Origin of the sequence: Methylocystis sp. H62, from assembly GCF_015709515.1 — a bacterium.
Classification (GTDB): domain Bacteria; phylum Pseudomonadota; class Alphaproteobacteria; order Rhizobiales; family Beijerinckiaceae; genus Methylocystis.
This window is the reverse complement of the sequence record NZ_JADNQZ010000059.1, coordinates 354,145-376,898: the sequence shown is the minus strand read 5'-3', so window position 1 is coordinate 376,898 and position 22,754 is coordinate 354,145. Positions and strand designations below refer to the sequence as shown.

The 22,754-nt window shown below is 58.6% G+C and carries 21 protein-coding genes, 1 tRNA gene and 1 pseudogene; 6 read left to right on the top strand and 17 right to left on the bottom strand.

Annotation, left to right across the window (positions count from 1 at the left end):
• The first annotated feature begins 97 nt into the window (after positions 1–97).
• Positions 98–433 (top strand): GNAT family N-acetyltransferase, encoded by a 336-nt coding sequence (locus tag IYY11_RS21140; RefSeq protein WP_409455272.1) that lies wholly within the window; start codon positions 98–100, stop codon positions 431–433.
• 105 nt (positions 434–538) lie between these two features.
• Here the strand turns inward: IYY11_RS21140 and IYY11_RS21135 are convergent, their stop codons facing one another.
• From IYY11_RS21135 to IYY11_RS21120, 4 genes are all read right to left on the bottom strand, one after another.
• The gene (locus tag IYY11_RS21135) at positions 539–1,075 is read right to left on the bottom strand and encodes a DUF3365 domain-containing protein (RefSeq protein ID WP_196405686.1); all 537 of its coding nucleotides are present in this window, start codon (positions 1,073–1,075) and stop codon (positions 539–541) included.
• A 74-nt stretch (positions 1,076–1,149) separates the two neighbouring features.
• Entirely contained in the window at positions 1,150–1,881 is a 732-nt protein-coding gene (locus IYY11_RS21130; protein ID WP_196405685.1) for an RNA polymerase sigma factor, read from the bottom strand.
• A 251-nt stretch (positions 1,882–2,132) separates the two neighbouring features.
• Positions 2,133–2,462: a TfoX/Sxy family protein gene (locus tag IYY11_RS21125; RefSeq protein WP_281431711.1), complete on the bottom strand. Its 330-nt coding sequence runs from the start codon at positions 2,460–2,462 to the stop codon at positions 2,133–2,135.
• Positions 2,463–2,468: 6 nt separating this feature from the next.
• Positions 2,469–2,822 (bottom strand): GFA family protein, encoded by a 354-nt coding sequence (locus IYY11_RS21120; RefSeq protein ID WP_246720144.1) that lies wholly within the window; start codon positions 2,820–2,822, stop codon positions 2,469–2,471.
• 151 nt (positions 2,823–2,973) lie between these two features.
• On the opposite strand from IYY11_RS21120, the gene IYY11_RS21115 reads away from it, so the two are divergent.
• Positions 2,974–3,378, top strand: coding sequence for a winged helix-turn-helix transcriptional regulator (locus IYY11_RS21115; protein ID WP_196405682.1), 405 nt, complete (start codon positions 2,974–2,976; stop codon positions 3,376–3,378).
• 11 nt (positions 3,379–3,389) lie between these two features.
• On the opposite strand, the gene IYY11_RS21110 is transcribed toward IYY11_RS21115, so the two are convergent.
• A complete protein-coding gene (locus IYY11_RS21110; protein WP_196405681.1) occupies positions 3,390–5,264 on the bottom strand; it encodes an ABC-F family ATP-binding cassette domain-containing protein in 1,875 nt (624 codons plus the stop codon).
• 142 nt (positions 5,265–5,406) lie between these two features.
• Here IYY11_RS21110 and IYY11_RS21105 point away from each other — a divergent pair.
• Positions 5,407–5,482 (top strand) — tRNA-Glu (locus IYY11_RS21105).
• Between the two features lie 325 nt (positions 5,483–5,807).
• Here the strand turns inward: IYY11_RS21105 and IYY11_RS21100 are convergent.
• The 6 genes from IYY11_RS21100 to IYY11_RS23900 all read right to left on the bottom strand — a co-directional run bounded on the left by IYY11_RS21100 (position 5,808) and on the right by IYY11_RS23900 (position 12,584).
• Positions 5,808–6,878 carry a toll/interleukin-1 receptor domain-containing protein gene (locus IYY11_RS21100; RefSeq protein ID WP_196405680.1) on the bottom strand — a complete coding sequence of 357 codons (1,071 nt, stop codon included), beginning with the start codon at positions 6,876–6,878 and terminating at the stop codon, positions 5,808–5,810.
• A 470-nt stretch (positions 6,879–7,348) separates the two neighbouring features.
• Complete coding sequence (locus IYY11_RS21095) at positions 7,349–10,120, bottom strand: Dam family site-specific DNA-(adenine-N6)-methyltransferase (RefSeq protein ID WP_196405679.1); 2,772 nt, start codon at positions 10,118–10,120, stop codon at positions 7,349–7,351.
• Between the two features lie 391 nt (positions 10,121–10,511).
• A complete protein-coding gene (locus tag IYY11_RS21090; protein ID WP_196405678.1) occupies positions 10,512–11,150 on the bottom strand; it encodes a hypothetical protein in 639 nt (212 codons plus the stop codon).
• 33 nt (positions 11,151–11,183) lie between these two features.
• Positions 11,184–11,756, bottom strand: a complete 573-nt coding sequence (locus tag IYY11_RS21085) for a hypothetical protein (protein ID WP_196405677.1) — start codon at positions 11,754–11,756, stop codon at positions 11,184–11,186.
• A gap of 24 nt (positions 11,757–11,780) precedes the next feature.
• Positions 11,781–12,119 carry a hypothetical protein gene (locus tag IYY11_RS21080; RefSeq protein WP_196405676.1) on the bottom strand — a complete coding sequence of 113 codons (339 nt, stop codon included), beginning with the start codon at positions 12,117–12,119 and terminating at the stop codon, positions 11,781–11,783.
• 39 nt (positions 12,120–12,158) lie between these two features.
• Positions 12,159–12,584: a hypothetical protein gene (locus tag IYY11_RS23900; RefSeq protein ID WP_409455271.1), complete on the bottom strand. Its 426-nt coding sequence runs from the start codon at positions 12,582–12,584 to the stop codon at positions 12,159–12,161.
• A gap of 318 nt (positions 12,585–12,902) precedes the next feature.
• On the opposite strand from IYY11_RS23900, the gene IYY11_RS23895 reads away from it, so the two are divergent.
• A complete protein-coding gene (locus tag IYY11_RS23895) occupies positions 12,903–13,211 on the top strand; it encodes a hypothetical protein (RefSeq protein WP_409455270.1) in 309 nt (102 codons plus the stop codon).
• Positions 13,212–13,335: 124 nt separating this feature from the next.
• Here IYY11_RS23895 and IYY11_RS21070 read toward each other — a convergent pair whose 3' ends face one another.
• The 4 genes from IYY11_RS21070 to IYY11_RS21055 all read right to left on the bottom strand — a co-directional run bounded on the left by IYY11_RS21070 (position 13,336) and on the right by IYY11_RS21055 (position 16,846).
• Positions 13,336–13,569, bottom strand: a complete 234-nt coding sequence (locus tag IYY11_RS21070; RefSeq protein WP_196405674.1) for a hypothetical protein — start codon at positions 13,567–13,569, stop codon at positions 13,336–13,338.
• Positions 13,566–13,958 carry a hypothetical protein gene (locus tag IYY11_RS21065; RefSeq protein WP_196405673.1) on the bottom strand — a complete coding sequence of 131 codons (393 nt, stop codon included), beginning with the start codon at positions 13,956–13,958 and terminating at the stop codon, positions 13,566–13,568. Before IYY11_RS21065 ends, IYY11_RS21070 begins: the two co-directional genes overlap by 4 nt.
• A gap of 243 nt (positions 13,959–14,201) precedes the next feature.
• Positions 14,202–14,783 (bottom strand): recombinase family protein, encoded by a 582-nt coding sequence (locus tag IYY11_RS21060; protein ID WP_196405672.1) that lies wholly within the window; start codon positions 14,781–14,783, stop codon positions 14,202–14,204.
• A gap of 161 nt (positions 14,784–14,944) precedes the next feature.
• The gene (locus tag IYY11_RS21055) at positions 14,945–16,846 is read right to left on the bottom strand and encodes a DUF805 domain-containing protein (RefSeq protein ID WP_196405671.1); all 1,902 of its coding nucleotides are present in this window, start codon (positions 16,844–16,846) and stop codon (positions 14,945–14,947) included.
• A 782-nt stretch (positions 16,847–17,628) separates the two neighbouring features.
• Between IYY11_RS21055 and IYY11_RS23145 the strand changes: the two are divergent.
• Together IYY11_RS23145 and IYY11_RS21050 are read left to right on the top strand one after the other, a co-directional pair.
• A pseudogene (locus IYY11_RS23145) lies at positions 17,629–18,315 on the top strand (hypothetical protein); the annotation flags it as partial.
• Between the two features lie 18 nt (positions 18,316–18,333).
• Entirely contained in the window at positions 18,334–19,077 is a 744-nt protein-coding gene (locus tag IYY11_RS21050; protein WP_246720169.1) for an enolase C-terminal domain-like protein, read from the top strand.
• 312 nt (positions 19,078–19,389) lie between these two features.
• Here IYY11_RS21050 and IYY11_RS21045 read toward each other — a convergent pair whose 3' ends face one another.
• Positions 19,390–20,229, bottom strand: a complete 840-nt coding sequence (locus IYY11_RS21045; protein ID WP_196405670.1) for a DJ-1/PfpI family protein — start codon at positions 20,227–20,229, stop codon at positions 19,390–19,392.
• Positions 20,230–20,237: 8 nt separating this feature from the next.
• Complete coding sequence (locus tag IYY11_RS23345) at positions 20,238–22,610, bottom strand: TonB-dependent siderophore receptor (RefSeq protein ID WP_196405669.1); 2,373 nt, start codon at positions 22,608–22,610, stop codon at positions 20,238–20,240.
• Between the last annotated feature and the right edge of the window lie 144 nt (positions 22,611–22,754).

Sequence of the window (22,754 nt, the reverse complement as noted above, 5' to 3'; positions counted from 1 at the left end):
TTTGAACCCGGCGCGGGCGAAAACGCAAGCCGAAGGCGCCTTTCCTTTTCGCCGAGCCCGGCCCATTTCGGGATCACGAACGCTTGAGGAGGCCAGCATGGGCAAGGCTGTGGGCGAGACTATGGGCAAGGCTAAAGGCGAGTCTGCGAACAGACATCCCTGGGGAAGCGTGCGCGACAATCCCGAGTTCAGTCGCTTCGAACTCGACATCGATGGCGAGACGGCGCTCGCCTATTACCGCATCGACAATGACGTCATGGTCTTCACCTCAACGCAGACGCCGCCAAGGCTGCGCGGCCAAGGTGTCGCGTCGGAGCTCATCCGCAACGCGCTGGAATTTGCGCGGGCGCGCGGCCTGAAGGTTCGGGGCGACTGCGCTTTCGTCGCGGACTATGTGGAAAGACATCCGGAGTTCCGGGATCTTCTTCCCTAAGCGATCGGACCACCGGCAGCCTTTCGCCGCCGGTCTCATAAAAAAGCGGCCTCGACAGATGCGTCGAGGCCGCTTCATTTTGTCGCCCTGCTTGATGGCGCTGGCCTATTTCACCACCGGCATGGTGTAGGACAAAGCGCCGATATTGCCCTTGTCGCCCTTGAAATGCGCATGGCACATGACGCAATTCTCGGACACGACGGGTATCCCGGTGGCCATGCGCAGATAGCGCTTGCCGTCCTTTTCCAGGATCTCTTCATAGGCCTGCTCGCCGCCGCCGCGCAGTTTTTTCGCCGCTGTCTTTTCAAAGGCGTCCTTGGGCTCATCGTCGGGGTCGCCGACTTTGTCGGTCAGCCCGATCAGCCTGACGTCGTACCAGCCGTTCTTTTTCATCGCGGCGAAGAGCGCCTTGGCCGCCGACGCGGCGGATGGGTCCGACGGGTGTTTGACGTAAGTTTCGTCGATCAGCACCACGGCCGTCTTGAAGACGTCATCGAGCATTTTGATGTGCTGCCGCGTGCGCTCGATCTCGGGATCTTTGATCGGCGCGGCGTTTTCGGCCAATGCGGCGAGCGTCACGCCGGCCAATCCGCCGACCATCGCAACCGCCATAACGATCTTTCTCTTCATTCCCTTGGTCATCTCTTCCTCCCGGCCCCGGGCGACCGCCTGTGGGCGCATGGGCGCCAACTTCGCTCACGACTGCTGCGTGACGGTCATTGGATGAGGGCGGGCGGAAAAGGTTCCCGAATTTTATGTGGCGATGACAATCGCGCCAGAACGGCGCGCACGCTTTGCGCGCAGCGCGCGCCTCCGAAAGGAAACGCCTCCATAACGAACGGGCCGATGTCCTTCTCCAGCTGGTCGCGAATGAGACGGCGGGCGCGATGCAGGCGAGTTTTTACGGTCTCCGGCCGCAATTCGAGAATGTGCGCGGTCTCGGCGACGGTGAGGCCTTCAATGGCGCGCAGGACGAAAACCAGGCGAAAATCCTCGGGAAGCCTCTCGGTCGCCCGCTCGACGAGGCGCAGAATTTCGCGCTGGGCCAGAGATTTCTCGGGATCGTCGCAGTCTTTCGCCGGCGAAGAGAAAGCCTCGCCCTCGTTTCTCTGCGCGCCAAAGACATGAATGAGCTTCGCCCGGCGCCGGACTCTCAGCCGCGCCGCGGCTTCGTTAATCGTGATCCGTGCGAGCCAGGTAGCGAGCGCGGCCTCGCCGCGAAATTCGTCGAGATGGGTGAAAGCCTTCAGGTAGGCCTCCTGGACCACGTCCTCGGCCTCATGACTGTCGAGCACGATGCTGCGGGCGATGCGATAGAGGCGGCGGTTGTTGTCCGCCATGATAAGGCGCAGCGCCTCCTCTTCGCCGGCGAGAGCGCGCTGCGCGAGCCGGCGCTCGTCGCGCCTCTCCACCTCAGGCGTTAATTGCGCCGCGTGCGCGCCTTCCATCCGATCGGCCTTTCGACGCCCTCAAGGATAAGGCTTATCAGGCGCGACCATAGATCCAGTGGCGGCGCATTCATGCGGGCCAGCGCGGACCGGAGAACTTTACGCCTCCGCCTCCGCCTCCACGGATGAGTTCGCGCCCTTCCTTCTCCACTAGAGGAAAGGGTGGCTCGGCGAAGCCGGATCGGATGTGGGCGGACCATGCGCAACCAACTTCGCGCCACAGAGCGCGAAGTCATCGAGCGGGGAACGAACTATTTTGGCGGCAGCGTTTCAACAAAATCGACCGCGAGTTGCGCGTAGCTGGAAAGCTGAGCATCGGTCCGAATGGCTTTTGGGAGTATTGTCGCCCATCCCTTCATAACCTTGCCCGTCAAGTCCATGGGCTTGACGCCTTCGCGGGTCAGCAACTCCTTAGCTCGCGCTTCGCCGACACGAAGAATGAGGTTCGTGTTGTGGACGCCGACGCACATGTTGCCGTTCAGAGTGAAGCAAGCGCCGCCAAACATGCGGCGCGCTTCGATGTGCCGGTGGTGCGCGAGAACAGCTCGCAATCGTTCAACAAGAGCGGGGTCGGACGCCATTCGGGCCTAGCCCTTCATCATGGGCGGCATTGTTTCGAAGCGCGGCAAATTCGTATCGGAGATATCCCAGGAAGCGCCACGGCTCGCGTAAACGATCATTTGAGGCTTGAACACTTCGAGGTCGTCGAGGCTCGACGCCCGGAGGAAAATCAAATCGGGCATTGCGTCGTTAAGCGAATAGATCGGTGCGCCGCAGCGAGGGCAGAAAGCGCGCGAGACCACATGCCCGCTGTCAGCCGGTTTGTCGTAGACGGTGACGTCCCCTGATAGGGTCACAGAGGTGCGAGGAACGGCGAGATGCGAGCTATGCCCCGTCCCGCTGCTCTTGCGGCAATCAGCGCACTGGCAATGACCGGACATGAGGGGATCGGCGTTGCATTCATACTGGACAGCGCCGCAAAGACAGCGGCCTTGGAAGGGTCCCGGCATTGGATTTCCTCCTCGATTGTGCGTTCATGCCGCACGAGATTAGAACAGTGACTTGTGAATCACAAGTCACCATCAGCCAACGATGCGCGCCTTGAAAAAACTCAGGTCGGGATGCCCGATAGCCACCGCTCTCGATATTTTTGGCGACCGATGGACGCTCGTCATCATGCGCGATCTTGCAATGGGGAAAACCCGGTTTGGAGATTTTTGCCAATCTCCTGAACGCATCCCGACGAACGTGCTGACCGATCGACTCTTACGATTGGAGGAATTCGGCCTCATCGAGAAAAGCGCTTATCAAAAACATCCAATCAGGTACGACTATGCGGTGACGCAGAAAGGAGCCGAATTGCTGCCCGTGCTGCAAGCCGTTTGCAAATGGGCGAATAAGCATCTGCCCGACACATGGAAAACGCCGGATAAGTTTCTCTCGCTGAAGCCGTCAGACCTCACGGGTAAAAAAGCCAAAAACCGGAGAGTAGACTGACGCCATATCCGTTAAACTTCCGCCTCCGCAGCGAGCTCCAGCCATTGTTCCTCGGCTGCGGCGAGCGCCTGCGCCAATTCCTCGCGCTGCGACGCGAGCCGCGCCGCCTCCTGCGGATTGCGCGCGAAGGCGTCGGGCGCGGCGAGCGCCTCGTCGACGCGGGCGATCAGCTGCGTGAACTTCTCGACGCGTTCCTCGGCGGCGGCGAGCTTGCGCCGCGTCTGCCCGGCGTCACGGCGCCTTGGCGCCTGCTGCTTTGCCGCCCCCTGCTCTGCCGCCTCTTGCGCCGGCGTCGCAAGCGCGCGCCTCGGCTCTTCATCGCGCGATTTTGAGAGCACCTGCCGCGCATAGTCGTCCATATCGCCGTCAAAGGCGCGCACGGTTCCGTCGTCGACCAGCCACAGGCGATCGGCGCAGGCCTCGAGCAGATAGCGGTCATGCGAGACCAGAACGACGGCGCCCTCGTAATCGTTGATCGCCTCGATCAGCGCGGCGCGGCTGTCGATGTCGAGATGGTTCGTCGGCTCGTCGAGGATGAGGAGATGCGGCGCGTTGAAGGTGGCGACGCCGAGCAGCAGCCGCGCCTTTTCGCCGCCCGAAAGCTTGGCGATGAGGGTTTCGGCGCGCGCGCCGGAAAATCCGGTCTGCGCCGCGCGACCGCGAATGCGCGCCTCGGGGGCGCCCGGCATCAGCCGCGCGAAGACGGCGTAAGGCGTCTCGCCCTCATTCAGATCATCGACCTGATGCTGCGCGAAAAATCCCGCCTCCAGCTTCGGCGCGCGCACCATCTCGCCGGCGCAGGCCGAAAGCCGCCCGCCGAGCAATTTGGCGAAGGTCGACTTGCCATTGCCATTGGCGCCGAGCAGGCCGATGCGATCGTCGTTGGAGATCGACAGCGTGAGCCGCGACAGCACGACCCGATCACCGTAACCGACCGCCGCTTTCTCCAGCGCGATGATCGGCGGCGATAGCGGCTTCTCGGGCGACGGCAGACGAATCGGCAGGACGGAATCGTCGACGATCGCCGCGATCGGCTCCATTTTGGCGAGAAGCTTCAAGCGCGACTGCGCCTGGCGCGCTTTCGTCGCCTTGGAGCGGAAGCGGTCGACGAAGGCCTGCAGATGCTTGCGCTGCTCTTCCTGCTTCTTGGCGCCCTTGATGGCGAGGAGCTGCGCCTCGCGCCGCTGCTTTTCGAAGGAGGAATAATCGCCCTTGTAGAGCGTCAGCTTTCCCCGCTCGAGATGCAGAATATGCGTGGCGACGTCGTCGAGCAGATCGCGGTCATGGCTGATGACGACGACGCTCGCCGGATAGCGCGACAGATAATCGACGAGCCACAGCGTCCCTTCGAGATCCAGATAGTTGGTCGGCTCGTCGAGGAGCAGCAGGTCGGGCTGCGCGAACAGCACCGCCGCCAGCGCGACGCGCATGCGCCAGCCGCCTGAGAATTCCGACAGCGGCCGGCGCTGCGCCGCGGCGTCGAAGCCCAGCCCGTGCAGGATGGCGGCGGCGCGGGCGGGCGCCGAATGGGCGTCGATGTCGGCGAGCCGCGTCTGAATGTCGGCGATGTCATGCGCATCATGCGCGGCCTCGGCCCGCGCCAGCAGGTCGGCGCGCTCAAGGTCGGCCGCCAGCACGAAGTCGATCAGCGCCGTCGGACCGCCCGGCGCCTCCTGCTCGACGCGCCCGAGCCGTGTACGGGCGGGAATCGAGATCGCGCCGCTTTCCGGGGCGATTTCGCCGCTGATCAGCCGGAACAGCGTGGTCTTGCCGGCGCCGTTACGGCCGACAAAGCCCGCGCGGGAGCGTCCCGGCAGGAAAACCCCGGCGTGGTCGAACAGCGGCCGGCCGCCGAGCCGGTAGACGAGATCGTTGATCGTGAGCATTGCTGCGATGCTTTAGGGCCTCGCCCGAAGGGGTGCAAACGCGAGGCCATGCGCGGCGATCTGGCGCCGCCGGACGGCCTTGTCTTGCGCCGCCCGCGCCTCTATACACGCCCTCGCGCCGCCGCAATGCGGCCGCGCAGCCGCGCCCATCGTCTAGAGGCCTAGGACGTCGCCCTTTCACGGCGAAAACAGGGGTTCGAATCCCCTTGGGCGCGCCACCTTTAAATTCAATAAGTTGCGAATAATATCGCTGCGGGCAGATTCGGCATTTGTCCAATATTTGTCCAATAAGCCTGTATGGAACGTGGCGCAGAAATGTGCAGTCGCACGGACTGACCTATCGATGCACCCCGTCCCGCCGACCGTCGCCGATCTTCGCGCGCTGAGGGCGTCGCTGGCGCATGGGACTGGTGCATTGGGCTGGGGCGCGCGCATCACGGTAGGATCGCCTTCGCCATTCATCGCACTGGCGCGATCGCGCCCATTCGTCTGTAACCTGCCCGCCCACCACAGCGACGATCCCCGCCGCCAGTCAAAACCCGCTTAAAGGCGCGGGAAATCTTTTGTAAGTCGAAATAGATAACGCTTACCTTGCCCTTTGTCCTCGGTCCAAAGCACTAACGATGTCTCAAGGTAACTAAGTATTTTCATTATTCGATGTGAGTTGTCGAATGCTCTCGCAATCGTATCAAGGCCAATGATCCGATTATCGTAGGCATCTTCTGCCCAACGGTTCCAAAACGTTGCCAGCTTTTTACGTGCGCTATGAAAGGCGTCGAACATGTCACGAGGAATCGCACTACAATCGGCGAGAAGCTTAGAACTGTCCTTTGGGGGATAAATGAGATTACAAATATTCCGTAACTTAACGCTATCGCCGGTCAAATATCTTGCATAATTGACTTGGTAATTTAGCAAGTGCTCGTTTTTGTCCTTCAGCGGAAGGCCGTAAGGGGGCTCCGAGAGATCCACTAACTGCTCAATCGTGTTAGTATAACCTTTGGCCGCTCTGTACTTAGCTCCATAGTATTTGTTTAACGCCTCCCAGAAAATCTTCCGCTCATCAGCTAATTCGTCCCATTCTAAGCGCATCTTGTGGAGATGGACATGTTCCTGTTCTTTTGCGGCGGGACTAAGTGGGGCCGGCATATCGCTGACCGCCGCCAGCTTAATTATTTCTGCGCTTTGCCGCTCGTCTATGTTCGGTTTGTCGAATTCTATTTCAGAGGAAATATTCTTGATAAGGCGTTTTAGCCCCTCTTCGTCGGCGATGTTTAATAATTGCATAACGTTTAGGGGGGGGCCGACATGGTCCTTCGCAAGCCCCTTTGTGCAGACAGGAATGACCCGAATCCCTTTTCCAAGTGCAACGCCTGACTCGAAGATCACCCATGGACGGCTAAGCGATTGTGGGGTCAGGATTGAAACCAGTATCTTTGCGCCTTGCAAGTGCTCCACTATCTTTGCAGACCAATGATCTCCTGGGAGCAAAGACTCGGATGACACGAAAACAGTAACGCCTCCAGCGAAGGTGCTCTCTATGAAATTCTTGAGAGCTTCTGCAAACTCTTTGTCAATGCTCGCGTAGCTGACAAAAATTTTAGCCTTCATCATGGTTCGTATCCCTCAAAACTGTAATGGCATGTCGATTGCGCTTCGCGCGAGTTCATGAAACCTGAATTGCACATCTTTGCCAAGTTTGCGGTCGGTCGCACGGGCCGTCGAACGTGGAAATCGTGGACCATCATTAGGAGGCAGGAGCAATGGCACGACCACCCATCGATCCCGCTTCCATAATCGCATTGCCGATCATCTTACATTGGCGCGGCGCAGGCCCTGGATGACGGGCAGCGATCCCGGCGCATTGCTGCGCCCACCGCCTGAGGACGCTTTGCAGGATTGGATCGTTTTGCTGCGCGTGAATCGCGCTGGTGTCGGCGATGACGATACGGCGCTAATCGAGCCTGAACGACTTGGTGTGCGCCTCACGTCGATCAGAAGATGGGAAATCTCAAAAGATGCGGCTGAGAGCCGCCATTTTCGGCTGAATTTAATTTGGCCATCCCGTTTTCACACAGCCAGGGTCAGGATCGGCCACTCGCGGACGGCTGCTTCGCGCCAAAAGCGGACTCTCGATGTGGTGGTGGCGCTTCTCTGACCAAGCCGTCAGCTTCTGCACGGTATCCCACTGTAACGATCAATTCTTCGACGCTCCCGCGTCGTTTCGTTTCGGATGCAAGCACGCTCGCTCGCGAAACAAGGCCAATCTCGCCGAAATCCCGATATAATTCGATCACCGACTTGTGCGCCGCATTCGTAACGAGGGCCTTGCCGCCGCGCTTCCTAAACCGACGAATGCAGGCTGCCAGCCTACGCTGGTCTTCCCAAGAAAATATCTTCTCGTTGTACTTAAGGAAGCCGTTCGCGTTGTGTTTCGCCGTGTAGGGCGGATCGACAAACGCAAAGTCACCAGCGTCGCATTGGTCCAGAACATCTTCAAAATCCGTATCGACCAGCGTGGCCCGTTTGAACAGGCGCGATACGCCATCGAAATCATCTGTGCCGAAGATCACAGAGTCCTTGCTTCCTTTCGGCACGTTGAACTCGCCGCGCAGATTCACTCGGTACAGGCCATTGAAGCAGGTTCTGTTCAGGTAGACGAATTTCGCAGCACGCGACGACTCCGTGAAAGGGTTGCTAGACCTTACCCTGTAATAATAGTCGCCGGATTCCAGATGCTTGCACTGATGGACTCGCAGCTTGGCGTAAACCTCCTTTGGCTCGGCGCGGATCGCGCGATAGGTCGCGATCAATTCCGTATTGAGGTCTGACAGCAGAGCCCCTTTGGGTTGCAACGCGAAGAAGGCGGCCGCGCCGCCGAGGAACGGTTCAACGTATCTCTCGTATGGCGTTTCAAACAGTGAAAATTCGTTCAAGACGCAACGGACGAGGAGTTCGAGGCGCAGTTCAACGTCAAACTCGGTAGTGGCGGCGTCAAGCAGTATTATTTCGCGCTCTCGAAAATTACGAACGCTTCGTTGCCGGAGTTCAAGCCGACCGGGTTTGAGCAGTGGCTGTCTGAACTGAACAAGGAACAGCAGGCGCACGCAGACAGAACAGCCAAGTGGATTCAGGACGTAGTGCATAAGCACGTCGTAGAAACGCTCAAAAGCGAGTACGGCGAAAAATTCTACCGGCTCGAGAAACGGACTGATCGCCTTCTCAAGGTCCTTGAGCGCCAAGTCAGTCGCGCTAATCCCGTCAGTCTTCTCGACGTGGCGGATTATTTCCGACAACAATCTGATGTAGCCTGGGACGCCAAAGTTGTTGCAAATTCGGCCCGCCTTACCCTGTTCCCATCTGTCACGTTCAAATGAACGAATTTCGCTGAAGTACCAAGTGAGGCCATCCATGAGGCGATCTAGCGTTGCCTTATTGTCGATTTGCCCTTTTTTCAGACAACAAAAGGGCCCCGGTGCCCAAGACTCCCTGTTAGTTATGCGCCACACCAAATTCGCTGAAATTATTGTCTTGCGAATTTCTGGCAGCGTTAGAGGCCGATCCTCCGATGCGTTGATGCCAGGCGAAACAACTTTGTCTTCGAACGGATTGCCGTAGGCGGCGTTAAGCAGGTCTATCGCTCGCGAGCAGATTGCTTGCACGCGTTCGCTCACTACCTCGGAATCCCACTTCAACTCGCCGTCCAATTCGTCCAGGAGGCGTTTCTGAACCTTCTGCTGCTCTTTATTGATGGTCGCGAACAGGTTCGCTTCTTCGGTGCCGGAGATCCCATCGAACGCTACGAAGAAGAGATTTGGGTCCCTATCCTCCTCATCGAGCAGCGCGCACCCATAAAGCCGATGTTGGCCGTCAATGATTTTTACGCTCTTGTATTTTTTAGGAAGATACAGGTGACCGAATTGAATGTCCTTGTCGTTGCTAGCAAGAGCGAGATCGAACCGAGGGCGAAATTGGAAGTTGACTAGGATTGAGTTTGGGAAATAGCCGCCGCCCCTGAGAAATTCGGCAACCTTCTTGAGGCGGTTTGGATTCACAAGACGTTGATACGTGGGAGCCGAATTGGGATCTCGAAGGTCGCGGTGATTGACAAAACCGATGCGGCTCATGTCAGATGCCTTACATGAGAATACATAAGCCGGTTTGTTGTTGAGCTTAGTTTTTACGGCCGGCACGGAAACATTATCGAGTGCCGGGATGTCCTGCCCCGCTAAGTATTCTGCTTTGAATTGCTGCCGCGCAGCAGGGCCAAGCGCCTTCGCGATCTCCTCGAAGTAAGTGAGTTCCCTGTCGCTAAGGAGATGAATTTTCAACTCGCGCGCACGCGCTAAATCCTGCTGCGTTACGACGACGTTTGACAGCACGAACAGCCAGATGATCTTCGGCTTAAAGTTGCGCCCATAGTGGTTGCGCAGCGCACTCGCTATCAAGCGCTTATTTGAATCAAATTCACCAAGGTCCTTTTGCAACGATTTTTTCTTATAGGTTTCCGCAGTCTTGCATTCAGCAATCACCACCGTCTCTGCGTCCTTGGCAAAGACGTCGATTTGTTTCTCTACATTCTCGGCAGTCGGAATTTTGAAGTGACGCCCGGCATCGAGTTCAGGATAGCCAAGCCGGTACATGCAACACCAAAAGCGATTCTCCAAATTGTGGTCATCAGTTCTCGGCTTGCGAAGCTTGAATTTAGTCTTCAGTTCGCGAGCTACTGACCAGCCGTGTGGCTCGTAGTCCTGGATCGCCCCCGGGGTTACGGACTGCTCATCATAATCACGGTTGCGCTGCTTGAACTCGTTTATCCTGTCAGCTGCCGTGACAACAAGGTTCGTCAGCTTCATATTTCCCCGCCGAATCAACCACCTTTTTCTGTCATAATATAACTTTTCTAGGGTCTTCCGTTGATCCTGTCCAATTGCAGGCCGCCCCGGTTAGCTTGCGGTGACAGACGCCGAGGCCAGCGACCAGTTCGCCCAGCCGACAAATGTTCCGGGAATATCGGATGATTAGGAGACGGAACGCGACTTTTTCCAGGAGGCGGATATAGCGTCAGGAGCCCTAGCGGTGAAAATCAGACAGAAGAGTACGGAGATCGACACGCGCGAAGCTCTTTCAAAAGTCGCCCGCCCCGGAGCACGCTTGCGCCCACAAGAAAGCGCCCCGAGGCGGACTTCGCGGCGCGTGGGCATGACGTGCGGCGCTCCCTCTTGCGCGAACGCGGAGGGAATTCCTTCAACTCATCGTCGCGCCAGCGTCGGCGCACAGCGCGGCGAACCATTTGCGATGGGCCTCGCTGCCGGCAGCGCGCTCGACCGCATTTGGTGAATGCCAGCCTCTTTGCATGAAGAGTTCGATCTCGTGGCGGCGCATGCTCGATTGCGGCAGCATGCGCATAACCGTCATCAGCTCCGCCGACTCGTGAAGCGTCGCTTGCCGGGCAGCTTCAGCGCGCGCGAGCATCGCCGCGACGTCCAGCTCGATTTCGGCGACACGACGAGCGGCTTCATCGACGCGGGAGCGCGCTAGATCGAGCGCCCGTTCGCGCGCCATGACGCTTTCTTCGGCGATGGTGCGGCCGGTGGCCCATATGGCGGACTCGGCTTGCGCGTCGTCTCGCGCCTTGCGCAGTTCGTCGGTGGGGTTTTCCAAGAGAGTGGCGACGTCGCCGGCAAGCTCAGTGATGAAGCGATCCGGCGGCGCGTCTTCGGCTTCTTCTAGCGCTCTCGTAAGCGCCGCGACCTTGCTGTTGGCGTCACTCCAGCGCTGGGTTGCATTGTGCTGCGCGCGTCGCGCTTCGTCCACGGCTTGCTGTGCGTCCTTCGCCGCTTCGACTGCTTCGCGAAGGCGGGCACGTTCGGCTGATGCGGTCATTCTCTTACGTCCCTTCCTTATAGCGCTCGCCGATCAGGCTTGCCCGATGCGCATAGCGTTCGGAAAACGCTTGGCGTAGTCGGACATTGACGCGGGCGGGGATTGTCGCTGCGGCGCTGGCGTGCATGACGGCTCGACGCGAATTCGCGCGGCGTCCGGCCAGCGCTGATCGTAGGCGATTCTTGCATCTTCCGCCGTATCGTTGCCGGGATCGTATCGACCGCCCTTCGACGGCTTCGACATTAAGATAGTTTTGACAGCCGACAATTCGCTTGGCGTCAGTCGCATTTCGAGCAGCGCCAAAACCTTGGCGACAATGTCCTCGTCGACTTCACCACCTTTCGTAGTTCCATCGGGTTGCGGCTCGTCGACAGCCTTTTTCAGGTTTCTGCGCAATTCGGGAACGACAGCGTCAAAAACGAGATCGCCAGATGTTGCGCGACAGACAGCGCCGATGACGTCGTCGATACGGTCGGCGAGATTTCCGTCATGCACGCCGATGAGGAACGGCGTAGCGTCGAAGTGGACGCCCGGTCGCAACTTCGGAGCGAGAAACTGACGCAACGCGCGATGGACTTTTTCGGTTTTCTGATTGCGGACTTGCATGGCTTTTGTTCCTTCTTCTGCGATTTAAAACGGGACGATGCGAGGATGCCCCGGCGTCGGTGCTGGACTATCCCCGAAGCGGTTACGCGGCGGACCGGGCATGCCGGCGAGTTCGATCATTTTCGGCGTGACTTTGAAGGAAGATTTGCGTTTGGTGATAAGGGCCAGCGCTGCTGCATTGCAGAGATCGTCGTGGCCGGCTGCGGGATGGTCGACTCGATCCCGACCAAGCGAACTTGTGCGCCGCTCCAGTTGCGCGAACTGCGTAATCAGCCGCTGACTGTCGAGAAGCCGCACTCTGCCAGAGGTGAACAAGGGCATTGCGTCAAGATAGATTTGGCTGCGATCGCGCTCGCTGTGCATGTAGCGAATGCCTTCCTTCTGGAAAGCGGAGACGACCCATCACGCAGCATATTTATCGCCGGTTGTTGAATGTAGACCATAGCTCTTGAGAACATGCGCAATCTGCTTTGTCGCTACGGATGGATCGAACGGCGCTTTGATTTCGACAACGCAATCGAGAATTGAGACGCCGTCTTCGTCATGCGCAATCGCGCAAGTGAAGGAATCTTTCTGGCCCCCGCTTGGATCGCACCCGCTCCTGTAAAAGATGCGTTTGCTTGAATTGAGATGTGGCGGCCGGACCGTAACGCCGCCATCGCGCGCCGCTTCGATGATCTCCAACGGCATCCAGCCGGCGACATCGTCACGCCATTCGGCGAACCATTCCGCTCTTGCGGCGGCGTAATCATCGGCGAGGTCTCGTTCGATTTCCGCATCGTCCAATGTCGGATTGAGCATCTTGCTAGCGGCGCGAATGACGAGCACGTCATCATCGTTCTTGCCGAAGTGCTTGGTGAATTTGCGATAGAGCAGACCGCTTTTTCGGTAAGGACTGGAAATGCCAATCACGACGCTGCCGGGCACGCGCGCCAGCGACGGGCGAATTGCGCGATAGGTCTCTTCATCAGGCGAAACGCTGTTCTCGTCGCGATAGAAAGCGCATTCGTCGAGCACACAGCCCAACATCGATCTGCCGCGAATGCTGCGATAGCTGTTCGTTAAGATCGAAACATCGACGCAGTTACTCAGTCGAAGCCCGTCGGCCGTGTCGTTCTCGACCATCTCGCGAAGAGGCAGACAGTCGTGAAAGAAGCTGCGCACATAACCTTTGATGATCGCGGCTTGCTCTCGGTCGACTGCGATGCAACCGACCAACGCTCGTTCGCCCGGCCGCAATGCGCTGCACTTGCGATCGAACAACATTGCGGTATGCGCGATGATCAAACTGGCGATGGAGTCTTTGCCGCCGCCGCGTCCGACGACGAACCACATTTCCTTGACCGGCCGCTTGGGCGGATCACGGCCGGCGACGCTGCGGAAGAAATCAATCTCAGCAGCGCTCATCGGCAAGGCGTAGGCGGCCTTGAGAACTGCCCGCCAGCCGTCCCATGACGGACCATCGAACCACGGCCGGAATAGCGCCGGGCTGTCCATCGCATCGACAATGGTGAGCAAGGCCAAGTCGGCGGAGGGCATTGAACGATGACCGCCACTCGGCGAGCGCCGTCGTGAGCCATCAATGCGTCAAACTGAGCGTCAGGCGCGCGTTGCGTCTCTGACGAAGCGTCTCGCCGGCAACCGACTCTCGCCATACGCTTCGCGCCAAGACTCGCCAGACTTCGCATCGCGCGGCGGCGCGGCGGCCCTCGTCTCTGACGCGGGCATAGACCAGAACAGCGCGGCCGATATCCTCGTCGGACCAGGGAACCAGGGCGTCAGACGGCTCCGGGCGCGGTTGAAGATGGCTCATGTCGCCTCTTCCTCGGCGATGACGTCGTCGCTGCACGGAGAGGACGCGTTCGTGCGTGATTCGGCGTCGGCTGCGGCGGTAGTCGCCTCAGACGCTTCCGGCGCTCTGTTGGGCTTCTCAGGCGCTTTGGACTGGTGGGCGGCGATGATTTGCTGGAGCGTGGGCGAAACGTCGCGCGACACGCGATTTAAGCCGATCGATTCGCTGATTCGCCGAATATGGCTCGAAACGCGCGCCAAAACGTCGATATCGACCGGCTGACCGTCGGCGAGTTGGCATTCAAGGCGCTCGGCTTCGACGGTCAGCGCCGCAACCCTGCGGATAAGCCCGAGTTTAAGTTCGCTGATCGCTTCGATGCCTCCAGCATCCTCAACCAGCAACTGCGTCAAATCACGGTAATGCCTCGACCATGCCGATCTGCCACTGCCCTCAAGGAGCAGGCTTCGGACGCCGAGCTGCTTGTGTTTAAGCCGTCGGTTGGTGATCCGCGAACGGGCGGTCGCCTTCATGAGCCCGGTATGTGGATCACCTTTAGATTTCATACCGGCTAATATAAGGCGATCCTAATACAATGTGAATAGCATTAACATTAGTCGCCCGCTAAGTTCGAGGCGGGACGGTGCGACCGGGAGTCAGGGCGCAGCCGCTCTCGCCCGTTGGATCAGACGACGATCGACACCGAACTCTCGCGCCAATTGAGAGACTGTCGCCCCGGCCCCGAGCCGATCGCGGACGCTCCTTCGCTCTTGTTCCGTAAGCCGCCACGGCCGCCCCGTCACTCGGCCTTCGGCCTTGGCGCGGGCGAGCCCGGCTTGCGTTCGCTCAATCAAGAGATCGCGCTCGAATTCAGCCATGGCGGCGACGACGCCCATCAACATCTTGCCGGCGCTGGACGTTAGATCGGTAGCGCCGCCAAGTCCGAGACACGCCACTTTAACGCCGCGCGCAGCAAGGTTTTCAACAGTCTGCCGCACGTCGAGCGCATTCCGGCCGAGCCTGTCGAGTTTCGTGCAAACCAGCATGTCGCCCGGTTCCAAACGCTCCATCAAGCGAGCAAAGCCCGGACGCTGACTGGCGACCACGCCGCCGCTGATCTCCTCTTCAACGATCCGATGCGGCGCAATGTCGAAGCCGGCGATCTTGATTTCTTCGACCTGATTTTGCGTCGATTGCTCCTTCGTCGAGACGCGACAATAGGCGTAAACGCGTGGCATGGCTGGTCCTGATGTGCGTGACTAGCCTTCATTTTCGCACATGCGCGTAAAGTCGCAACAGCTATATTCTGCGCAATGCGCATCAGGCATGTGCGCAACCGATCGTTTTCGCGCATGCCTTCAAGAAAGCAGGCTTTGCAGCGAGGAGCGCAAAAAAAAGATCAGGGGGCGTTTGTCCGCGTCGTCGGGCCTGTATTTGCCTCGACTTGTTCGTTTTCTAACGACCTCCTCTGATACGTCACCGTCAACGTGCCTTCAGGCGGGACGATAAGCATGTAAAGAAAAACGAAAAAACCGACGAACAAAAAACATAGCAGAAGAGCCACGATAAAGGACCCACAACCCCAGTGGCCGGGGGTCCAACTCTGAGAAACAGGAAAATAGCCTACCGCCGCCATTTCATTGGCCTCAGATTGAAACTGCGCGATGGCCCTGGATTCCCGCCCTGTATAGGTCTTAACAACGATTGGCGGCCATTTTTCGGGTGGGGGACCGCTCATCCACTCCGTGATACGGTTTGTTGCAATCTCGTCGAGAAGTGCAAGTTTCTCCTCAGCACTCTTCGCTGCAGTTACAAGTTTCTCCTCGATCAAGCGGGCTGTTTGTTCGACTTGCTCTAGCGGGGTTTGCACTATGTCTGCCTGCATCCCTTCAGGCCCTGGCTTCTTAGGCAAGAGGTCTGCTCCGAAACGGTTCGCCCCACGGGTCCCCGGAACGAGCAAAAGCGCTGCCACGTAGAACAATATAAAGGCCAATGAAAAGAAAAAGGCATAGCCTGTAAATCGGTAATCGAGAAAAGGATTCAAAATGCCGAACAAAAGAAGAAGCACGTAGAAAGTAGGGATAGAGAAAATTATTACGTAATAACCGTTGTTATTTAGGTCGTGAAGACGCTTTACCGTTGTTGCCGCGACAATCCAAAGTAATGGCAAGAGCATTAAGAGCTCACAAATCAAGAGACCTGCGGCTAAGACACTTGGAGGCGATGTGACAAGCAAAATAATAATACTTGTATTTATTACAAATAAGCAAGCAATGATACCCAGCTGAACAAACAGGAAATGGAGGCGGTTTAAACGTCCCTTGAAGCTGAAGAGAAGCGTTTTCAATTTTGGCGCGGCTTGCGAGCCGTTCAATATTATACCAAAGAGAGCCAGAGCCGCCAGAACGGTTATTGAATACAGCACGGCCAAAGCAAATGGACCATTCGACTGGTTATTCGTTTGTAACGCGGTCGCTTTCGACGGCGGCGAGCTCGGTGTTGTGCCAGGGTGAATCGTGTTTTTTTTGGCTTGCTCTGATGGAGATAGATTCTCAGCCGGCGCTGCAGCCGACACCTTAGGCTTTATCTGGTTCAGGGCATCAATCGCTTCCTTATCTCCTGGTTCTAATCTGGCAAATGCCTCCAAATCGCGAATAGCGGCATCAATTTGGCCAACGCTCCTAAAGGAAAAACCGCGTTCCCGCAGCGCGAGCCGGTTCTCTGGTTCAATATCCAAGGCTTTGGCGAAGTCCGCGATAGCCTCGTTGGCCTGTCCTTCTCTTGCAAAAATTCTCCCTCGGGCGACGTAAAGGCCAGCATCACCTGGATTGATGGAAATGCCGCTCGTGTAATCTTGAAGCGCCTCGTCGTAGCGCTGCATCGTTTCATAGAGGATCGCCCGGCTGAGATATACAAACGATTGATTGGGGGCCAATTGAACAGTGCGATTGGCGTCCTCCAGGGCCTCATTAAATCGGAAAAGCAACTTCAGCACATTTTGCCGGTTATCATAATACCCGGCAATTTTTGGATTCAGCTGAATGATCTCAGTAAAATCCTTAGCTGCTTCTTCAAGACGATCTATTTCCTTATAAGCATTGCCACGCCGAAGATATGCCCGTTCCAGTTGCGCGCGTTTGCGCGATGTTGAAATGACGGTCGAGCAGCGGTCGATTTTTTCTAACGCCGCCTTAGCCTTTAGACATAAATCGAATGCGCTTCCAGTCGTCGTTGCACAGGCTAAGTCCGGCCGGGAGACGAGCAAGACAGCGGCGAAAAGTTGTTTCCAAATCCGTTGCATTTTACCACCGCGCCGCGTCCAGCTTCGCGGAAATCCACGATTTTGAATCCGATCATGCAGAGCCAGCGTAGTCAATCACGACTGATGACGGTCGGTCAGGCACTGTCGCCAATATTCCTCATAGGCCATTGTGCGAGCTTGTTGCCGTCCTCATCGCCCTCACAGCTTTCAAACCGCCGTGTAACGCGACAGCGGAGCCCGCAGGAGCGTCTTTCACAGAAGGGAGGAGAAATCCCGGCTCAGGCCGCCCGTTGATCGTTCTCGCCGTGCTCACTGGAGCGTCGGCTTCATTCCTGCTCCCCGTGCTCATTGCCGACTCGTCAAGGCGCGCGTCCGAGATGTCGGGCGCTTAGGCTGCATTGCCGCCGCCAAGGGTTTTGCCAGCGTGTTCGGAACGGGAGCTCAATTTCGCCGACGACGGGAAAACGTTCGGCCGCCCAGGGGGCACTTGAAGGACGCGTCCAGCTCAAAAATCAGGTCCAGGGCTCGCGCGCGCATACTCTCTCAAACCCGATCACAATGGTCACAACGGTAACAATGAGGACTCAGGAAGAGAGTCAGAGGGTCGGATTGTGATTGGGCATATAAGGAGCGATCACAATGCCGGTCACAATTGACGGACGATAAATACCTTGTATATCAAGCGCTTGGGCAGCGTGATCGGCCGTTGTGATCGTTGTGATCATTGTGATGGGTGGTAGAGAAAAAGCCGATTTTTGGCGTCTGGCGCTCCGCCGCCATTGTGACCGCTCATTGTGAACGCCAAAGTCACAACGGTCACAATGAGAGCGAATCTTGCCGCTGAAACCGCCTCAACCCTCCTTAAACAGCTCCGTCGCGCTGTCCTCTGCGGCCAGCTTCTCCGCGTGCTCAGCGTGCAAATAGCGACCGCGTCCCGCCTTCAACGCCTCGCCGGCCGTCACCATTTTGCCGATCAACTTGCGCACGTTGGCGTCTTTCATGCCCGTTTCGGCGGCGATCTCTCGCGGCGTCATTCCCTCTCCGCCCGCAGCCTTGAGAGCCGTGAGAATCGTGTTGCGCTCGTCCGTTCGCCTGACTTCAGCCGCCTCACCGAGCGCGCGCCATTTACAAGCCTCCTTGTCGAAGACGACGGCGACGTCGAAATCGGGAATGTCGCGCCCGCGCCCATAGAGCGTCGCGCCCTGAGAGTCGCGGCGCGGCCCTTGATCCTCAAATTGGAACGCCCGATCGTCGCCAGAATAGCGACGATCTCCGACTGGCCCGTGATCCTCATCGATCTTTTCACAAACGAAGGAATCGTTGGGCGCAGCTACCTCGAACCGTACACGGCGAAGGCGATGAAATACATCATTGCCGCCTTGGAGGATTTTGGCGAACTTCTCGAGGGTCATGCCGTCGCGCCGACCGAGATCTTCGAGCTGACCCGCAAGTCTCTCCATTTCGTTGGCTATCAGGGATTGAGCATGATCGCCGTTTCGGGCCTCGATATGGCGGCGTGGGACGCCTTGGCGAAGGCCGCGAATCTACCCTTGTGCGTGCTCCTCGGCGGAACGGTTGGGCCGGTGAAGGCCTATAACAGCAACGGTCTTTGGCTGAGCGATCCAGCGCAATTAGGGGAGGAAGCCGCGAGGCTCATCCAAGAAGGAGGATTCGCCGGACTGAAAATCCGGCTAGGCCGCGCAACCGCAGATCAGGATTTGCGCGCGATCGAGACTGTGCGCGCGGCAGTTGGCCCCGGCGTTCGTTTGATGGCGGATTTCAATCAAGGGCTCGATCTTGCTGAAGCGCTCGTGAGGTGCCAGTCGGTCGACGGCTTGGGCCTGGATTGGATCGAGGAACCTATCGTTTACGACAATCTGGATGGATATGCGCGCCTCGCTTCGCAACTGAAAACGCCGCTGCAGATAGGAGAAAACTTCTACGGTCATCGGGATCTGCACCGTGCGCTTCAAATGAAGGCGTGCGACCTGGTCATGCCCGACTTCATGAGGATCGGCGGCGTAACCGGCTGGCTAAAATCGGCAGCGATTGCGGCGGCGTTCGGGGCGCCCATTTCTACGCATCTCTATCCAGAGGTCGGCGCCCACGTCATGCGGGTATCCGAAACGTCGCATTGGCTTGAGTGGCAGAATTGGGTCAATCCAATCCTGAAGCAGCCCTATGACGTCGTAGACGGGATGTTGCATATTCCCGCTGTGGCCGGAACAGGCCTTGATTGGGATGAAGCTGCTATTGGACTCAGGAACTGACTGCTTGCGCGGCGTGCGCTCGGTTCAATCAGCCTCGCCGATACGCTCGGTTGGCGCATTGCGGCTGCATCACTACGGCGCTCGGGATGCACGGTCACATTCCGCTTTTTCGAGATATCGCCGAGGAGAGCGAAATGCTGTTCTCCAACGCGGAATTGTTGTGGCCTAAATCGGTTTATCGAGCGGCGACCGCCGCTCGTCTAGCGGCGCCAACCCCGCCATCATCGTCCGGCCCTTCGACGTCGTGCGATTCACAACACCTTCATGCATGATAATTTCGAAGGCGGGATGCAAGTGTTCGCCGATTTCGCGTCAGAGCCCTTTCGATCTTGTATAGGCCGCCGCAGCAGCGGCGCGCATTTCCTCTTTGAAACCGGCAAACATAGTGTCGAGCATTGTCGTGACCGCCGCGGGCGCCGTTCCAGGTTCGCCGGCGTTGAAGGGCGGCGCTGGCGCATATTGCGCCAGCAGCTGAACGCCCTCGGCATATTTGCGATCCCGCAATTCCGCGACGAGGGCGAGCGCGAAGTCCAGACCGGCGGTGACCCCTTCCGCCGTGATCCTGTTTCGATCCCGCACGAAACGGCCTTCGGCCGGCGTCGCGCCGAAAACGGGCAACAGCGGCTTGGTGACCCAATGAGACGTGGCGCGATAGCCGTCGAGCATGCCTGCGGACCCCAGCAGCATGGAGCCGGTGCAGACCGACGTGACGTAACGCGCGCCGTGTCCGGCGGCGCGAATATAGGCGAGGGTCTCTTCATCGCGCATCGCGGCGAGCGTTCCGGCCGAGCCTCCAGGAACACACAAAATGTCGAGGTTCGACGCGGCGTCCTCGAATTTTGCCGACGGCGTGAAGACGACGCCAGTATCGCTGCGGATGGGATCGCGCGACTTGCCGACGATCTCTATCGTCGCGCCCATCAGATTGGCGAACATATATTGCGGCCCGACCATGTCGAGCGCGGTGAAGCCGGGGTAAATCAGAAAGGCGACTTTCTCCTTGCCGCGCCAATACGCAGGCATGTCCGGCATCTTATGCGGCGCCCTGCCGTCGTCCGGCGACGGGCTCGGGGCCGCCAAAGCGCCGCTTGCGAGCAGCATGGCGAAGGCGGCGACGCCGTCGCCGAACTGACGGCGGTCGATCTCACTCATCGTCACTCCTACATCCGCGCCGAGAACGACACGAAGACCGTGCGTCCCTCTCCCGGCGCAACTCTTCCGGAAAGATAGGGATATTGAACGAAATACTGTTGGCCGCCGAGATTCTTGCCATTGATCGCGAATGTAAAATTCTCGTGCTTGTAGGCGAGCGTGGCGTCGAAGGTGACATAGCTGCTGGTGCTCCAGGGGCGCCCGATCAGCGCCCAGGGTTGCGGCTGGCCGATCTCGATCACGGTCCCCGATGCGGCGTAAAGTCCCGCGCCAACCGACCACCCTCTGAGCGCGCCGTCGAAAAGCGCGCCGTCGAAGGCATAGTGTCCCCACAGGCGCCCGGAATCGCGCGGCGCAAGATTGAGCGTGGCGTTCACCAGCCTCGGGTTTTCGTCGCGCGACACTCTTGCGTCGATATGCGCATAGCTTGCGAGAACGGACAGTTCCGCCGTCGGCTGCCAAATGAGATCCGCCTCAAAACCGGTGGAACGCCATTCGCCGGACTGTCGCTGCGTCAGGCTGCCCGCCGGAGTCACCGGCACGCCGGTGCGTTTGAGATCGAAATAGTCAAGCGTGCCGGAAAGACCCATCGGGCCGTTGAGCTTAATGCCAGCCTCCCACTGCTCCGAGCCCTCGGGCTTTGGCGCGGCGCCGCCAGCGCCATTGAAGAAGGTCACCGGACGCAGGCCTTGCGCATAGCTGCCGTAGACTGAGAGCCAGTCTGTCACGTCGAAAAGCGCGCCGACGCGCGGCAGGAATGCGGTTCGGGTGGAGTTAAATCTCGTAGGCGGGACGAGGGCCGCCTCCTCCGAGTTGATGTCGATGAAGGCGACCCGGCCCGCCGCGAGAATGTGCAAACGGTCGAGTATCGTCGACTGCAGCTGCAAGGTGACGCCGGCGTTCTGATAGGCGTTGTTGACGCGACTGAAAATTGTGTAATTGCCCTGGCCCGGAAGCGGGTAGAGATAGGGCGGAAAGACCGGCGCTCTGAAGTCGGTGAAGATCGGGTAGAGCGGCGCGAAGGCTCCCAGTCCCCAAAAGTCAAGGACGCTTTGGATAGCGGGATCCGGCGCGGTGGCGTTGGCGCCGGCAAGGTAGCCGAGTTCCCAGACGCGGTTGAAATCGCCGCCAAGCAGCAATTTGTTTTTGGTCGGCCCAGCGTCGAATTTGGCCATGACGTTCGACGTGACCGACACCTCCTTCACCTGCTGTTTGAGGATCGTGTTCGCCATATAGAACTGGCTTGGGCCGCCGATGACTCCCGGGCCGCCAAGCAGGGGCAGGAAAGGATCGGCATAGAAGGTCGGCGTGTTGCCGAAGGGTATTTGCGAGGGCTCGTAAATGCCCGACGAAGAAAAGCGCGCGCTCGTGAAAGTGGAGAATGTTTCGTCGAACTTGTGATCGAAACGCAGCGTCACGCCGGACGATGAGGTCCCGGTGCTGGGCAGGCCGGGCGTCGACAAAAAGGCGGTGGGACGGATCGCAAAAAGCGAATGGTCGATCGTTCCAACGGCCGGAAGTCCCGCATAGTCCGGCTGATCCCGCCGCGTGATAATTCCCTGCACGATCAGCGAGGTGGCGTCGGTCGGCGCGATCTTGATGGTCGGGTTGATCGTATAGCTGCGTCGATGCACGACATCGATGTTCGAACGCGTCGTCTCATATTGCGCCGTGAGACGGAACAAGACGCTCTTATCCTCGGTCAGCGGCTGATTGACGTCGATGTAAGGGCTTACGTAGCTGTAGCCGCCCCCGCGCACGCCCGCTTCGGCGAAGCGATCCGGCGTCGGAAGCCTTGAGACGATGTTGACGACGCCGCCGACCGGGCTTTGTCCGCCCTGAAAGAGAATGCTTGCCGGCCCTTTGATCACTTCAATGCGCTCGACATTGACGAGGAGGTCGCGCACGCCGAGATCATAGTAATTCGGCAAACCGTCGATATAGCGCTCCGCCCGCATACCCCGCAGGCTGGGGCCGATTCCGCCGGGGAACAACGGACTTACCGGCTGTAGACCGGAAACGTTGCGAAAGACCTCGGCTTGCGAAATGGCCTGCTGATCGTCGATCAGCTTGCGTGGGATCACCTGCACCGACATCGGCAATTCTTGGATGGGGGTTTGGAATCGCGTGGCGCGCGTCGTGAGCGCCTGATAGCCCCGAACCGGTCCGGCGGTGGTCTGCTCGATCGGCGGACCATCCTGCGCTGACGAGAGAGACGATGGCGCCTCGGTCGTCGACGGGATCGACCGCTGAGACGAGCGTGGGGCCCTCGCGCCAATGTCGATCGTCGGCAGGCTTTGCTGCGCGAGCGCCGCGCCGCTCACCCAGCCAATCGCCAACACCTGTACGCTAACGCCCCAAAATAGCTTGTGAGTGAGCATGGTGGCCTCCTGCTGCTCAACTGTCGAAAAGTCGCCGCCGCGATTCAGGAAGCCTGTCTATGAGGCGAAACTTTCATGGAGGTAACATGGAGGGTCGTGACTTCGACTTATCGAAACTGTTGCATTTTTATCATTCTTCGCCTT

Bases quoted from the DNA above. Each gene is read 5' to 3' on its own strand.
- IYY11_RS21090 (WP_196405678.1), bottom strand. From the start codon at position 11,150: ATGACCGCATCAGCCGAACGTGCCCGCCTTCGCGAAGCAGTCGAAGCG.
- IYY11_RS21095 (WP_196405679.1), bottom strand. From the start codon at position 10,120: ATGAAGCTGACGAACCTTGTTGTCACGGCAGCTGACAGGATAAACGAG.
- IYY11_RS21115 (WP_196405682.1), top strand. From the start codon at position 2,974: ATGCGCGCCTTGAAAAAACTCAGGTCGGGATGCCCGATAGCCACCGCT.
- IYY11_RS21080 (WP_196405676.1), bottom strand. From the start codon at position 12,119: ATGCACAGCGAGCGCGATCGCAGCCAAATCTATCTTGACGCAATGCCC.
- IYY11_RS21070 (WP_196405674.1), bottom strand. From the start codon at position 13,569: ATGAGCCATCTTCAACCGCGCCCGGAGCCGTCTGACGCCCTGGTTCCC.
- IYY11_RS21130 (WP_196405685.1), bottom strand. From the start codon at position 1,881: ATGGAAGGCGCGCACGCGGCGCAATTAACGCCTGAGGTGGAGAGGCGC.
- IYY11_RS23345 (WP_196405669.1), bottom strand. From the start codon at position 22,610: ATGCTCACTCACAAGCTATTTTGGGGCGTTAGCGTACAGGTGTTGGCG.
- IYY11_RS21060 (WP_196405672.1), bottom strand. From the start codon at position 14,783: ATGCCACGCGTTTACGCCTATTGTCGCGTCTCGACGAAGGAGCAATCG.
- IYY11_RS21100 (WP_196405680.1), bottom strand. From the start codon at position 6,878: ATGATGAAGGCTAAAATTTTTGTCAGCTACGCGAGCATTGACAAAGAG.
- IYY11_RS21085 (WP_196405677.1), bottom strand. From the start codon at position 11,756: ATGCAAGTCCGCAATCAGAAAACCGAAAAAGTCCATCGCGCGTTGCGT.
- IYY11_RS21125 (WP_281431711.1), bottom strand. From the start codon at position 2,462: ATGGCGTCCGACCCCGCTCTTGTTGAACGATTGCGAGCTGTTCTCGCG.
- IYY11_RS21120 (WP_246720144.1), bottom strand. From the start codon at position 2,822: ATGTCCGGTCATTGCCAGTGCGCTGATTGCCGCAAGAGCAGCGGGACG.
- IYY11_RS21045 (WP_196405670.1), bottom strand. From the start codon at position 20,229: ATGAGTGAGATCGACCGCCGTCAGTTCGGCGACGGCGTCGCCGCCTTC.
- IYY11_RS21110 (WP_196405681.1), bottom strand. From the start codon at position 5,264: ATGCTCACGATCAACGATCTCGTCTACCGGCTCGGCGGCCGGCCGCTG.
- IYY11_RS21140 (WP_409455272.1), top strand. From the start codon at position 98: ATGGGCAAGGCTGTGGGCGAGACTATGGGCAAGGCTAAAGGCGAGTCT.
- IYY11_RS21055 (WP_196405671.1), bottom strand. From the start codon at position 16,846: ATGCAACGGATTTGGAAACAACTTTTCGCCGCTGTCTTGCTCGTCTCC.
- IYY11_RS21135 (WP_196405686.1), bottom strand. From the start codon at position 1,075: ATGACCAAGGGAATGAAGAGAAAGATCGTTATGGCGGTTGCGATGGTC.